Annotated in this window: 14 protein-coding genes; 13 read left to right on the top strand and 1 reads right to left on the bottom strand. The window is 64.3% G+C overall.

Annotation, left to right across the window (positions count from 1 at the left end):
• Window positions 1-7: 7 nt before the first annotated feature.
• The gene (locus AC04SF_RS01125; protein WP_488476140.1) at window positions 8-772 is read right to left on the bottom strand and encodes an HpcH/HpaI aldolase family protein; all 765 of its coding nucleotides are present in this window, start codon (window positions 770-772) and stop codon (window positions 8-10) included.
• 118 nt (window positions 773-890) lie between these two features.
• Here AC04SF_RS01125 and AC04SF_RS01120 point away from each other — a divergent pair, with 118 nt between their 5' ends.
• The 13 genes from AC04SF_RS01120 to AC04SF_RS01060 all read left to right on the top strand — a co-directional run bounded on the left by AC04SF_RS01120 (window position 891) and on the right by AC04SF_RS01060 (window position 12,381).
• Window positions 891-1,076 carry an NAD(P)-binding domain-containing protein gene (locus AC04SF_RS01120; protein WP_488476139.1) on the top strand — a complete coding sequence of 62 codons (186 nt, stop codon included), beginning with the start codon at window positions 891-893 and terminating at the stop codon, window positions 1,074-1,076.
• Window positions 1,077-1,080: 4 nt separating this feature from the next.
• Window positions 1,081-1,893 carry a shikimate dehydrogenase family protein gene (locus AC04SF_RS01115; protein ID WP_488476138.1) on the top strand — a complete coding sequence of 271 codons (813 nt, stop codon included), beginning with the start codon at window positions 1,081-1,083 and terminating at the stop codon, window positions 1,891-1,893.
• Entirely contained in the window at window positions 1,886-2,692 is an 807-nt protein-coding gene (locus AC04SF_RS01110; protein WP_488476137.1) for an SDR family NAD(P)-dependent oxidoreductase, read from the top strand. The genes AC04SF_RS01115 and AC04SF_RS01110 overlap by 8 nt, the downstream gene beginning before the upstream one ends.
• A gap of 14 nt (window positions 2,693-2,706) precedes the next feature.
• Window positions 2,707-3,054 (top strand): RidA family protein, encoded by a 348-nt coding sequence (locus tag AC04SF_RS01105; protein WP_244735202.1) that lies wholly within the window; start codon window positions 2,707-2,709, stop codon window positions 3,052-3,054.
• A 47-nt stretch (window positions 3,055-3,101) separates the two neighbouring features.
• Window positions 3,102-3,890 (top strand): FadR/GntR family transcriptional regulator, encoded by a 789-nt coding sequence (locus AC04SF_RS01100; protein ID WP_488476136.1) that lies wholly within the window; start codon window positions 3,102-3,104, stop codon window positions 3,888-3,890.
• A 306-nt stretch (window positions 3,891-4,196) separates the two neighbouring features.
• On the top strand, window positions 4,197-4,907 hold the full coding sequence (locus AC04SF_RS01095; protein ID WP_488476135.1) for an SDR family oxidoreductase: 711 nt from the start codon (window positions 4,197-4,199) through the stop codon (window positions 4,905-4,907).
• 12 nt (window positions 4,908-4,919) lie between these two features.
• On the top strand, window positions 4,920-5,669 hold the full coding sequence (locus AC04SF_RS01090; RefSeq protein WP_488476134.1) for an SDR family NAD(P)-dependent oxidoreductase: 750 nt from the start codon (window positions 4,920-4,922) through the stop codon (window positions 5,667-5,669).
• Window positions 5,670-5,750: 81 nt separating this feature from the next.
• The gene (locus AC04SF_RS01085; protein WP_096455296.1) at window positions 5,751-6,698 is read left to right on the top strand and encodes a LysR substrate-binding domain-containing protein; all 948 of its coding nucleotides are present in this window, start codon (window positions 5,751-5,753) and stop codon (window positions 6,696-6,698) included.
• An 88-nt stretch (window positions 6,699-6,786) separates the two neighbouring features.
• Window positions 6,787-7,821 carry an amino acid ABC transporter substrate-binding protein gene (locus AC04SF_RS01080; RefSeq protein ID WP_488476133.1) on the top strand — a complete coding sequence of 345 codons (1,035 nt, stop codon included), beginning with the start codon at window positions 6,787-6,789 and terminating at the stop codon, window positions 7,819-7,821.
• Between the two features lie 81 nt (window positions 7,822-7,902).
• Window positions 7,903-9,066 (top strand): ABC transporter permease subunit, encoded by a 1,164-nt coding sequence (locus tag AC04SF_RS01075; RefSeq protein WP_488476132.1) that lies wholly within the window; start codon window positions 7,903-7,905, stop codon window positions 9,064-9,066.
• Between the two features lie 3 nt (window positions 9,067-9,069).
• Window positions 9,070-10,143 carry an amino acid ABC transporter permease gene (locus AC04SF_RS01070; RefSeq protein ID WP_488476131.1) on the top strand — a complete coding sequence of 358 codons (1,074 nt, stop codon included), beginning with the start codon at window positions 9,070-9,072 and terminating at the stop codon, window positions 10,141-10,143.
• A 12-nt stretch (window positions 10,144-10,155) separates the two neighbouring features.
• Entirely contained in the window at window positions 10,156-10,920 is a 765-nt protein-coding gene (locus AC04SF_RS01065; protein WP_488476130.1) for an amino acid ABC transporter ATP-binding protein, read from the top strand.
• A 54-nt stretch (window positions 10,921-10,974) separates the two neighbouring features.
• Complete coding sequence (locus tag AC04SF_RS01060; protein ID WP_488476129.1) at window positions 10,975-12,381, top strand: FAD-binding oxidoreductase; 1,407 nt, start codon at window positions 10,975-10,977, stop codon at window positions 12,379-12,381.
• The last annotated feature ends 5 nt before the right edge of the window (window positions 12,382-12,386 follow it).

The following is a 12,386-nucleotide window of genomic DNA, read 5'->3' as shown; positions in this document are numbered from 1 at the left end:
CTCCGGTCTACTGGTTGAATGAAGCGATCAGGGCGTCCGAGCCCCGGGCCAACAGGCCAAGGTCCGAGCCAACGGCAACCATGGTGAAGCCGCCGGCGAGATAGCGGTCGGCATCGGCCTTTGCCGGCGCCAGGATGCCGCTGGCCTTGCCTGCAGCGGCGGCGGCCTTGCGCACCGAGGCAATCGCCTCCTGCACATGCGCGGCGCCCGGATTGCCCATCGCGCCCATATTGGTCGAGAGGTCACCGGGGCCGACGAAGAGCACGTCGACGCCGTCGACGGCGGCGATCTCGGCGGCATTGGCCACGCCCGTCTCGCATTCGATCTGCACGGCGAGAAGCTGCTGCTCGCGCGCCTTGGCGTGATAGCCGGCGATGCGGCCGAAGGCGTTTGCACGGTGACCGACCGAGAAGCCGCGAAACCCGCCGGGCGCATAGGTCATCGCTGCAACAATGGCGCGGGCCTGCTCGGCCGTGCGCACATTTGGGATCATCAGGCTGCGCGCGCCGATATCGAGCGCCTGCTTGATCAGATTGGAATCGTCGGACGGCAGCCTGACGACGGGCTCGCTGTCAAAGCCGCCCATGACCTGAAGCTGCGCCATGATGCTGCGCAGATCGTTGGGGCTATGCTCACCATCGATCAGCACCCAGCCGGCGCCGGAGCCCGCGACGATCTCCGTGGTGAGGGTCGAAGCCAGCGAGCACCAGATGCCGATGTGAGCCCGGCCGGCCGCCACGGCGGCCTTCAAAGTGTTGCGGCGCTCCTGCATCTGCGATCGGTATCCTGTGAAAGAAGGTGCATTGAAATTTGTATGATGTCCTATATCATATGGCTTGGTTTGGCTGCAAGGCCGGTTTCACCAGCGGTGTTTCCCAGGGAGTTTGGACATGAAGATCGGCTTCATCGGGCTTGGCGTCATGGGAGCGCCGATGGCGCGCCATCTCGCCGCTGCCGGGCATGAGATCGTCACGGTGCTGAACCGCACCCTGCGCGGCGCGGAGGCCGACTACTCCTCCCTCGCCAAGGCGCTCGAGATGCTGAGCGATCATGAACTGTCAAACGGAAAGGAATAAATCGATGCGCGGAACCGGCAAGGCCGATGTCTTCGTCATGCTGGCCCATCCCGTGGGCCATGCCAAGAGCCCCGGCATGTTCAACGATATCTTCGAGCAGAAGGGTCTCGACAGCCTTATGGTGCCGCTGAGCTGCCGTCCCGAGGATTTCGACACCTTCTGGGCCGGCCTTACGGCGGCCGAGAACATCCGCGGCGTCATCATCTCCGTGCCGTACAAAGTCGCGGTCTATCACAAGTGTTCCGCCGCGCATGACCGCGCGGCGCGGGTTGAGAGCGCCAATTCCGTGCGGCGCCTGCCCGATGGAAGCTGGTATGCCGACAATTTCGACGGCGTCGGCTTCATCGACGGGCTGAAGGCGGGCGGGCACGAGATTGCCGGCCGCCGCATTCTCCAGGTCGGCGCCGGCGGCGCCGGCGCATCGCTGACATACTGTCTGGCCGAGGAAGGCGCGGCGGAAATCCGGCTGACCGACCTCGACAGGGGACGCGCCGAGAAGCTCGCCGCGCTGGTCGGCAGGTCCTTTCCAAAATGCCGTATCGAGATCGGCCAGCCCGATCCGTCCGGTATGGACATGGCGATCAACGCCACGCCCTCCGGGCTGAAGGCCAGCGATCCGCTGCCCATGGATGTGACCAAGCTGACGCCCGACATGACGGTCGTCGACATCATCATGGAACCTGCCGAGACCGCTCTGCTGAAGGCAGCGAAAGCGATCGGCTGCCGCATCCAGCCCGGACGCCCGATGATGGACTTCCAGGTTGAAGCCATGGCCGAATTCTTCGACATCGAGCGCAGGGATCGCGGCCATGGCTGAGCCACTGACCTCCGTCGTCATCGGCGGCACTTCCGGCATAGGCCGCGCCATCGCGCTGCGCTTCGCCGAGGACGGCTATCAGATCGCCGTCGCCGGCCGGGACGCGATCCGAGGCAAGGAGGCAGCCAGCGCCTGCGAGGTGGCGGGCGCGCCGCGCGCCCTGTTCATCCAGACCGATGTCGCCGAAGCCGCCTCGGTGGAGGCGCTGGCGCAGGCCGCCAGCGCTGCGTTCGGCACGCCCGAAGTCGTCGTCAACTGCGCCGGCATCCTGCAGAGCGGCAAGCATGTGCTCGACCAGGATCTGGACGAGGACGAGAAGATGTGGCGGGTGAATTATCGCGGCACGCTGCTGGGTTGCCAGGTGTTCGGCCGGCTGATGTCGGCGGCCGGACGCGGCGCCATCCTGAATGTCGGCTCGCTCGCCTCCTTCGCACCGCTGTCGCTGCCGGCCTACACACCCGGAAAGCACGCTGTCCTGGCGCTCACCCAAATCCTCGCAGCCGAGCTTGGCCCGCACGGCGTGCGCGTCAACGCGGTGGCGCCTGGCTACACGCTGTCCGATGGGCTGAAAGCAAGGATCGCCAAGGGCGAGCGCAACCCCGAAGCGATCCAGGCGACCACGGCCTTGCGCCGTTTCGTCGAGCCGCGCGACGTTGCCGAGGCGGCGCTGTTCCTCTGCTCGGACCGTGCCGCGTCGATCACCGGTGTTACCCTCCCTGTCGATGCCGGCTGGCTCGTCCAGGCGCCTTACGCGCAGTACCTGCAAGGCAATCCCATCCGGCAGACGCCGGCGATCTGACGAGGGAGAAATCCGTGAGCGACATCAAGCGTTTCGACTTCGACACCCGCATCCACCACGGCGTCATCCACAATGGCACGCTCTATCTCACCGGCCAGGTCGCGAGGCCGGGTCAATCCGCCGCCGACCAGATGCGCGAGGTGCTCGGCAAGATCGATGCGCTGCTGGCCAAGGCAGGCACGGACAAGACCCGCATCCTGCACGTCCAGATGTGGCTGGATGACGTCAGGGATTTCGACGAGGTCAACACCGTGTGGGATGCCTGGATGCCGAAAGAGCATGCGCCGGCGCGCTCGTCCGGCGAAGGACGGATGGCCAAGCCCGGCATGCTGGTCGAGCTGATCGTCACCGCGGCGGTTTGAATGGTTCTGCCGGTTCGGGCATCATCGCGAATCTTAGAGGGAGACTGATGACGAAGCGCAAGCCGCTTTCCACTGTCGTGGCGGAGAGCCTGTCCGAAAAGATCCTTTCCGGATCGCTGCTTCCCGGCGCGCAATTGCCGACCGAGGCGGAGCTTTGCGCCGAATACGATGTCAGCCGCACCGTTGTGCGGGAAGCTGTGGCACGGTTGCGCTCCGACGGCATGGTGGTGCCGCAGCAGGGCCGCGGCATGTTCGTCAGCGAAACACCGGCGCCGCGCAATTTCTCGATCCCGGACGAGGCGCTCAGGACCTTGCCGGAAACCATCGCCTTGCTCGAGCTGAGGTTGAGTGTCGAAGTGGAGTCCGCCGGGCTCTGCGCGGAACGGCGAACCGACGCGGAGGCCAGCGGCATCCGCGCGCTGATGGAACAGGTCGACGCCCAACAGGCGGATCCGGCCGTCGTCCAGATCCACTACGATTATGATTTCCACCTGGCGATCGCCAAGGGGGCGCGCAACGAATTCATCCACGGCTTCCTCGCCTATCTCAGGCCGATGATCGTTCCGCGCTTCCAGCTCGGCTACGTGGTCACGTCGGAGCGCAAGGACAGCTACTACACGCGCATCCACAACGAGCACAAAGCCATCGTCGATGCCATCGAAAGGCAGGACGGTCGCGCCGCGCGCCAGGCCATGCGCAAGCATCTGCACAACAGCCTCGGGCGCGTGCGAGCGCTGGCCCGGGCCTCCGGCGTCGAGGCGACGGAGGCCGAGCAGAAGGCGGCGGCCGCCTCGCTGTTCACCGATATGAAGAGGCCCTCCCCGACCGGCGGATAAGGCTCGGCGGCATCGATCGCGCCGACCTTCGGCGGCGACCAGATTAGCGATACATTGCGAAAGCCATGTTTTTGCGCCGCCGGCTGGCCGAAACCGTTTTTGGCAGGCTTAAACCGCCGTTTTCCCACCGTTTTGCCGGATTTGCAGCCTCGGCACCGGGGTGATCACCTGCCCGGTTTTCGAACGGGAAAAGAGAATTCGAAAGTTTATCTTTCCTTTTTGCTGGTTTTCTTGGTTTCGCGGCGCCGGCCGGCGCCGCACACTGAAATCCGGGCAAATGGGGAAGCCGCAAATGGGGAAGCCCAGGTGACGACAGCCTTCATCACAGGAGCGACGAGCGGCATAGGGCGGGCCATGGCCATCGCGTTGAGCGATGCCGGCTACGACGTCTATGCCGTCGGGCGCAGCCAGGCCGCGCTCAAGGCGTTGCAGGCCGAGCGTCCGGGCATCGTGCCGATCGCCGTCGACATCACCTATCGCGAGGCGCTGGAGGCGGTCCTGGCGGATCTCACCATCGACGTGCTGATCAACAATGCCGGGATCATGCCGCCGCTCGGCAATTTCGCCGACATGAAGATATCGGACATCGACGCCACGCTGGAGGTGAACCTCAGCGCGGCGATCCTGCTCACCCGCCTTGTCGTGCCGCAGATGCGCGAGCGGCAGTCCGGCCATATATTGTTCACCGGCTCCGTCGCCGGCCACGCGGCCTTCTCCAACATCGCCGTCTATGCAGCCACCAAGGCGGCGATTTCAGGCTTTGCCGCAGCACTCCGCGCCGACCTCTCCCCGTCAGGCATACGCGTCACCGAGATCGTCGCCGGCCGTGTCGAGACGCAACTCTACCAGGACATCCTCGACGCCAAGGCGCGTGCCGCCATGTACGCCAGCAAAGTCGTGCAGCCGGAGGATGTGGCCCTGATGGTCGTCGCCGTGCTTGCGCTGCCTGCATGGGCCGACGTCACCCGTTTCGACATCATGCCGACCTGGCCGACCTCGCCAAGCGGCACCAAGTAAGGAAAATTTTAAATGAAGGATCTTTCCGTTCTGATCGTTGGCGGCGGCGCCGGCCTTGGCGCCCTCCTGGCCGAGATGGCTGTGGAAGCCGGGGCGGCAAAGATCGGCATCATCGACATCAACCAGGAGGCGGCCCAATCCGCGCTCGCGCCGGCAAAGGCCAAGGGCCTACCGACAGCGGCGGCGGCATGCGACATCCAGGTCGGCCCGCAATGCCACACGGCCTTCGAGGCCATCGTTTCCGAGCTCGGTCGTGTCGACACGTTGATCAATTGCGCCGCGATCTATCCGCGCCGTCCGCTTCTGGAAATCAGCGACGCCGATTGGGATGCCTCCAACGGCATCAACATCAAGGGCACGTACCACATGATGGTGGCGGCGGTTCGCCACATGCAGGCGCAGGAGCCGAAGGCGCATGTGCGCGGGCGCATCGTCAACCTGACCTCGGTCGACGCCTTCAAGGCGCATCCGCAGAACGCCCATTACGCGGCGACCAAGGCCGCCGTCGTCAGCCTGACGCGCTCCTTCGCCCATCACGTCGCCAAGGACGGGATCCTGGTGAATTCGGTGGCACCGGCCGGAATGGCCACGGAGAAGGCAAAGGCCCTCGGCTTCCTGGAGGAACTGGCCAAGGCAAGCCCGCTCGGCCGTGGCGCCGAGCCGACCGAGATCGCCGAATGGGTGCTCATGACGGGCGGCCCGAAGAACACCTACATGACCGGGGAAAATGTAATCGTTTCAGGTGGTTATATCTATGCCTGAGGCGGCTTTCCGCAACCGGCGGTGACTGAATACGGCAGTGCATGATCAACGGAGCCTCGAGCGGAAGGAGCGGAATATTCGATGACCGGCAAGCTGCGCCTACCCTCGCTGAACGCGCTTCGCGTCTTCCACGCCGTGGCGCAGCACAAGAGCTTTCGGCAGGCCGCGGATGAATTGCTGGTCACACCGCAAGCGGTCGGCCAGCAGATCAAGCTTCTGGAAGACACGCTTCAAGTGACGCTGTTCGAGCGTAAGGGCCGGTCGATCGAATTGACCGAGTCCGCGATCCTTCTTTCGCACTACGTCAAGGCCGGCTTCGACGAGTTTTCGGAAGGTGTGCGCCGCGTCACCAAATCGACCTACCGCGACCGCATCAACCTCAATGCGAGCCCATATTTCGCCACGCATTATCTGCTGCCCAGGCTCTCGCTGTTCCGGGAAATCCTGCCGGGCGCGGATCTGCGCCTGACGACAATGGTCGACCTGCCCGATTTCGGGCGCGACGACATCGATATGACGGTGCAGTGGGGCTACGGCAACTGGCCGGACTATGAGACCACGCTGCTGGTGCCGGACCCGAAGATCATCTGCTGCACGCCAGCGATCGGCGAGAAGATCAAATCGGCGCACGACCTGACGAAGTTCACGCTGCTCGACACCGTCAAATCGAAGCGCCTGTGGCCGGACATATTGCGCCACCTTGGCGTGGAACTGACGAAAGGCGACCGCAGCATCAGCTTCGATGACGCAGCGACGATGCGCCGGGCAACCTTGCAAGGCATCGGCGTGGGCCTGGTTTCCGTCATCGACGCCGAGGAAGATTTCCGGGCGGGCACGCTGGTCGCGCCGATCGGCCGCGATGCCATTGCCGACATGAGGCCGGAGGAAGTTCCGGGTTTCTACCTCGTCGTCCCGCGCGGACATCTGCGGGTGAAGGCGGTGGCTGCCCTGCATCGCTGGCTGGCCCAGCAGGATTGGCGAAGCGACCTCACGATCCCCTTGCCGAAACCGACCCCGCTTTCCGACTAGGAAGCGGCTTCGAGACCGAGCCCCGAAAGGTGTCTTTCGCGGCTCCAACAACAAGAAACGGAACAACCTCAACAGCGGAGACGACAATATGAAGACGATGAAATGGGGGGCTGCGGCCCTGGCCCTTGGCCTCGTGCATTTTTCGGCGCCGGCGCAAGCCGCCGGCGGCAAGACACTCGAAACAGTCAAGGCACGCGGCGTACTGAACTGCACCGGCCATGACGGCTCCTATCTCGGCTTTGCCGAGGTGGACGACAAGGGCAATTGGAAGGGCATGGACATCGACCTCTGCAAGGCAGTGGCGACAGCCGTGTTCGGCGATCCGACCAAGCTCAAGGTCGTTCCGATCAGCTGGGCGCAGCGCTGGCCGGCTCTGCAGTCGGGCGATGTCGACATCATCATCAAGGCGTCGGGCGGCACACTCAGCCGCGACACCGAACTCGGGCTGCAGTTCTCCATGTCCTACTACCTCGGCACGACCAAGGTGATGGCGCACAAGGAACTCAATCTGAAGTCGCTCAAGGATGCCGCGGGCGGCACGATCTGCATTCCCGCCGGCACCTCGCAGGAGCAGCAGGTCGCGGCCTATACGGCCAAGCTCGGCATCAAGCTCGAGCCGGTGCTGATCGAAAAGACCGAGGAGCTCGAGCAGGCCTATTTCTCGGGACGCTGCGATCTCTATGCGCAGTGGGGTCCGACGCTGGCCATTGCGCGCATCGCCAAGGGCAAGGTCGAAGACCATGTCATCCTGCCCGACGTGCTGGCGGTCGAGCCCGAAGTGATGATCATGCGGCAAGGCGACGACAACTGGGTCGACATCGCCAACTGGACGCTGAGCACGCTGATCTTCGCCGAACAGGAAGGCATCACCTCCAAGAACGTCGACGAGATCAAAGCCAAGCCGACCTCACCGCAGGTGGCCAAATTCCTCGGCGTGACGCCAGGCATGGGCAAGGGTCTCGGGCTCTCCGACGACTGGGCCTACAAGGTGATCAAGAATGTCGGCAATTACGGCGAAATCTTCGAGCGCGATCTCGGCAAGGGCTCGCCCTACAAGATGGACCGTGAGCTGACCAATCTGTGGAACAATGGCGGCGTCCTGTTCCCGCTGGTCATCGACTGATCCGTTCTTAGTACATCCCCACTCGAGGCTCTGCCCGGCTTTGCCGGGCGGAGCCGGCGACAATTCGGGAAAGATTGGTCCATGAGCAGCCTGCTGAGAAATCAGAAGGTCCGCAACGCGCTGTTGCAGGTTCTCTATGTCGGTTCGATCGGGGCGCTGGTGCTTACCGGTGTCGTGATCGCGCGGCGGAATTTAGCCGAGCAAGGCATCACCTCCGGCTTCGACTTCCTGTTCAAGTCGACAGGCTGGGACGTGAACTTCACGCTGCTGCCGGCCACGGCCAATGACCCCTATTGGTGGTTCTTCCTCATCGGCATCACCAACACGCTGTTCCTGGGGACCGTCGGCCTGATGCTGGCGACGATCGTCGGAACGATTGTCGGCCTGGCGCGGACCTCCAGCAACGAATTGGCGCAGCTGCTCGGCCGCAGCTATGTCGACATCTTCCGCAACATCCCGCTGATCCTGCAGGTCTTCTTCTGGTATGCGCTGATCACGCATTTGCCGACGCCGCGCGCGGCACACGAAGCCTGGGGCTTTCTGCTCACCAGCCGGGGGCTCTACGTCCCGTTCCCGAATGTCGGCAGCGTGGCAATGGCGATGGCCCTGTTGGCTTTGGTCGCGGCAATCGCGCTGCCGCTCTGGCTGGGCAGCACATCGCGGCTGAACCAGGCAATCGGTCAGCGGCGTGGCATCCAATTCGGCACTGCTGCGGCAGCGCTCGCCTGCGCGGCGATCATTCTGGCGATCGGCCGCCTGCCGGATGCGCCGTTCATCGACTTTCCGGCATTGCAAGGCCTGAACCTCAGGGGCGGCCTGCGCATTCCACCGGAGTTTTCCGCGCTGGCGATCGCCATCGCGATCTATGGCGGCTCCTACATCGCCGAGATCGTGCGCGGTGGCTTCAAATCCGTCGGCAAGGGCCAGATGGAGGCGGCGCTCTCACTGGGCCTCAGCCCGTGGCGGGTGTTCACGCTTGTGCGGCTGCCGCTGGCGCTGCGCGCCATGCTGCCGATCCTTGCCAACCAGTATGTCTGGCTGATGAAGGCGACCACGATGGGCATCGCGGTCGGCTTCACGGATTTCTTCATGATCGTGGCGCTGACCATCAACCATTCCGGCCAGACCCTCGAAGTGATCGGCATCCTGATGGCAGGCTTCCTCGCCATCAATCTCTCGCTGGCCGCGCTGTTCAACCGCCTCAACAAGGCCATTGCCCTCAAGGGCAATCAGTTGAGGGGCTGAGCCATGGAGATTGTCGCCCCACCCGCCCCCGGAAAGCTCGAGGATCTGAGACGACGCTTCTTCGCGACGCCGCTTCAGGCCCTGATGTCGCTGATCTCACTGGCGATCATGGCTTTCATCACCTGGAAGCTGCTCAACTGGGCAGTCTTCTCGGCTGTCTTCACCACAAGCGGCGGCCCCGAGGCCTGCCAGGCTGTAGCCGGGGCCTGCTGGTCGGTGATCGCGGCCAGGTGGCGCATCATCTTCTTCGGCCTCTACCCCTTCGAGGAGCAGTGGCGCTCGGCGCTGGCCTGCGTGGCCGTGGTGGTGATGACGGTGCTGAGCTGTATCCCCGCGTTCTGGACGGGCCGCCGTATCGCTTTGGTCTGGGGGGTCGGCGCCACCGTCTTCTACGTGCTGATGAAAGGCGGCGTGCTCGGCCTGCCCTTCGTCGGCGAGGAAGCCTGGGGCGGCCTGGCGCTGACCCTGTTCATCTTCGTCACCACCTGCCTGATCGGCTTCCCGCTGGCGATCTGCCTGGCCTTGCTGCGCCGCTCGGAGCTGCCCTGGATTTCGCGCACCACCGGCCTGATCATCGACGGGGTGCGTTCGCTGCCGCTGATCTCGATCCTGTTCACATTCGCTATCGTGCTGCCGTTCGCGCTGCCGCAATGGCTGCAGGGCGACAAGCTGTACCGGGTGATCCTCGGTTCGGCCCTGTTCTTCTCCGCCTACCAGGCGGAGATCGTGCGCGGCGGCATGCAGGGCGTTGCCAAAGGCCAGGAAGAAGCCGCCATGGCGCTTGGCATGCGCTATTGGCAGCGGATCGGCCGCATCCTGCTGCCGCAGGCCATGCGCAACGCGCTGCCGGCGACGATCAACCAGTTCGTCATCTCGTTCAAGGAGACCTCGCTCGTGGTCATCGTTGGTTTCTTCGAGATCCTGGCCTCCGGCAATGCCGCCTACGGCACCGGCGAATGGCGCTTCGCCTATGTCGAGGTCTATGCCTTCATCGCCTTCATCTACTTCGTCTTCGTTTTCAGCCTGTCCCGCTACGGCGCCTTCCTCGAGCGCCGCATGTCGGTCAGCGAACGCTAGGGAGGCGCGGACATGATTTCGGCTAAGTCGACGCAACCGACCGGACCCGCAGTCCACATCGAAAAGCTCGACAAATATTATGGGACGTTCCATGCCCTGCGGAACGTCAACCTGTCGGTGGAGCGCGGCGAAAAGATCGTCGTCTGCGGTCCCTCCGGCTCGGGCAAGTCGACCATGATCCGCTGCATCAATCGCCTGGAGCAGCACAATGGCGGCCGCATCACCGTGCTCGGCACCGAGCTCAACGACGATGTCGGCAACATTGACGAGATCAGGCGGGAGGTCGGCATGGTGTTCCAGCACTTCAACCTGTTCCCGCACATGACGGTACTTGAGAACTGCATGCTGTCGCCGATGATCGTGCGCAAGCAACCGCGCGCAGAAGCCGAGGCGACCGCCCGGCGCTATCTGGAGAAGGTCCGCATTCCGGAACAGGCGATGAAGTTTCCCGGCCAGCTTTCCGGCGGCCAGCAGCAGCGGGTGGCGATCGCCCGCGCCCTTTGCATGCAGCCACAGATCATGCTGTTCGACGAGCCGACCTCGGCGCTCGATCCGGAAATGATTTCGGAAGTGCTCGACGTCATGGTGACGCTCGCCTCCGAAGGCATGACGATGATCTGCGTCACGCATGAGATGGGCTTTGCCCGCCGCGTCGCCGACCGCGTGGTCTTCATGGATGGCGGCGAGATCGTCGAGGAGGCACCGCCCGAAGAATTCTTCACCGCGTCCCGCAACGAGCGCACCCGACAATTCCTGTCGCAGGTGCTGGGCCATTGAACGGCATTTTTGAAGATGCAACGTTCAGCACGATGCACACCCCCAGGGATTTCCATGACTGACCCCACAGCCGCCTTGCGCGCGATCCTCGGGCCGAAAGGCTGGCTTTCGGGCGCCGATGCCGAGCCCTACCAGCGCGATTGGCTCAACCGCTATGGCGTCGCGCCGCTGGGCGTTGCGCGGCCCGCGACAACCGTTGAAGTGGCCGCGGTCGTCGCGGCATGCCGGGAGGCGGGGCTGGCGGTGGTGCCGCAAGGCGGCAACACCGGGCTTTGCGGTGGTGCCGTCGCGGAGCAGCCGAACGCGGTGATCGTCTCGCTGTCGCGCATGGCGGCGATCGGCGAACCGGACCTCGACAGCGGCTCGATCGTCGTCGAAGCGGGCGTCGTGCTCGCCGCGCTGCACGAGGTGCTGGAGCCGCATGGCCTGATGTTTCCCATGCATCTCGGCGCGGAAGGCAGCGCCAGGATCGGCGGCCTGATCGGCACCAATGCCGGCGGCAGCCAGGCATTTCGCTACGGCATGATGCAGGATCTGGTGCTCGGCCTCGAAGTGGTGACCCCGGAAGGGACGGTATGGAATGGACTGCGTGCCGTGCAGAAGGACAACGCCGGCTATCAACTGCGAAAACTGTTCTGCGGCGCGGAAGGCACGCTCGGCATCGTGACGCGCGCGGTGCTGCGGCTCTATCCGACGCCCAAGCAGCAAGCAAGCGCGCTCTTGGTGATGTCCGACTTCGCCGCCGCGGTTTCGTTCGGCGCCTACCTGCGCGGCGAGGCGAGCGAATTCCTGACCGGCCTCGAATTCTTCAGCGATGTCGGCCTCACTCTGGCGCTCAAGCACTTGCCCGATCTCGCCTATCAGCTGGAGACTCGCGGCGACGTCTATCTGCTGGTCGAACTGGCATCCGGCTCCAGCCGCGTTCCCCTGGACGAGATCCTGAATTCGGCGTTGGAATGGGGGATGGAGCAAGGGCTGGTGCTCGATGGCGCGCTGGCGACATCGGGCGCGCACCGGGCGCAGTTCTGGCGGCTGCGGGAGGAGCAGCCGGAGGGGCAGCGTCTGGAAGGCGAACAGCTCAAGCACGACATCTCCGTGCCGCCGGGCGCGATCGCCCGTTTCATCGAGGCTGGCGCGAAAGTCTGCCACGAGATTCTGCCTGGCGTTCGGATCAACCCGTTCGGCCATCTCGGCGACGGCAACATCCACTACAATCTGTCGCCGCCGGAAGGCCATGGCGATTTCGACGGCAAGGCCGGCGCTTTTGCCGAGGCGCTGTCGGCGCTTGCCACGCAAATGGGCGGCAGCTTCGCGGCGGAGCATGGGCTTGGCCGTGCCAAGATCGCCCTGGCCGAGCGCAATCGGGGTGCGGTGGAGCGCGATCTGATGGCGCGGCTGAAGAGCGCGTTCGATCCACTGGACACGATGAACCCCGGCGTTCTGCTGCGATCATCACAGTAAAGAAG

The sequence above is a fragment of the Mesorhizobium sp. CNPSo 4671 genome (assembly GCF_057784245.1).
Note: the sequence above shows the minus strand (reverse complement) of the source record. Positions and strands in the feature narration are given on the sequence as shown.

Excerpts from the sequence above, each read along its gene's own strand:
- AC04SF_RS01125 (WP_488476140.1), bottom strand. The coding sequence starts at position 772 with ATGCAGGAGCGCCGCAACACTTTGAAGGCCGCCGTGGCGGCCGGCCGG.
- AC04SF_RS01110 (WP_488476137.1), top strand. The coding sequence starts at position 1,886 with ATGGCTGAGCCACTGACCTCCGTCGTCATCGGCGGCACTTCCGGCATA.
- AC04SF_RS01100 (WP_488476136.1), top strand. The coding sequence starts at position 3,102 with ATGACGAAGCGCAAGCCGCTTTCCACTGTCGTGGCGGAGAGCCTGTCC.
- AC04SF_RS01075 (WP_488476132.1), top strand. The coding sequence starts at position 7,903 with ATGAGCAGCCTGCTGAGAAATCAGAAGGTCCGCAACGCGCTGTTGCAG.
- AC04SF_RS01120 (WP_488476139.1), top strand. The coding sequence starts at position 891 with ATGAAGATCGGCTTCATCGGGCTTGGCGTCATGGGAGCGCCGATGGCG.
- AC04SF_RS01080 (WP_488476133.1), top strand. The coding sequence starts at position 6,787 with ATGAAGACGATGAAATGGGGGGCTGCGGCCCTGGCCCTTGGCCTCGTG.
- AC04SF_RS01065 (WP_488476130.1), top strand. The coding sequence starts at position 10,156 with ATGATTTCGGCTAAGTCGACGCAACCGACCGGACCCGCAGTCCACATC.
- AC04SF_RS01115 (WP_488476138.1), top strand. The coding sequence starts at position 1,081 with ATGCGCGGAACCGGCAAGGCCGATGTCTTCGTCATGCTGGCCCATCCC.
- AC04SF_RS01060 (WP_488476129.1), top strand. The coding sequence starts at position 10,975 with ATGACTGACCCCACAGCCGCCTTGCGCGCGATCCTCGGGCCGAAAGGC.
- AC04SF_RS01090 (WP_488476134.1), top strand. The coding sequence starts at position 4,920 with ATGAAGGATCTTTCCGTTCTGATCGTTGGCGGCGGCGCCGGCCTTGGC.
- AC04SF_RS01085 (WP_096455296.1), top strand. The coding sequence starts at position 5,751 with ATGACCGGCAAGCTGCGCCTACCCTCGCTGAACGCGCTTCGCGTCTTC.
- AC04SF_RS01070 (WP_488476131.1), top strand. The coding sequence starts at position 9,070 with ATGGAGATTGTCGCCCCACCCGCCCCCGGAAAGCTCGAGGATCTGAGA.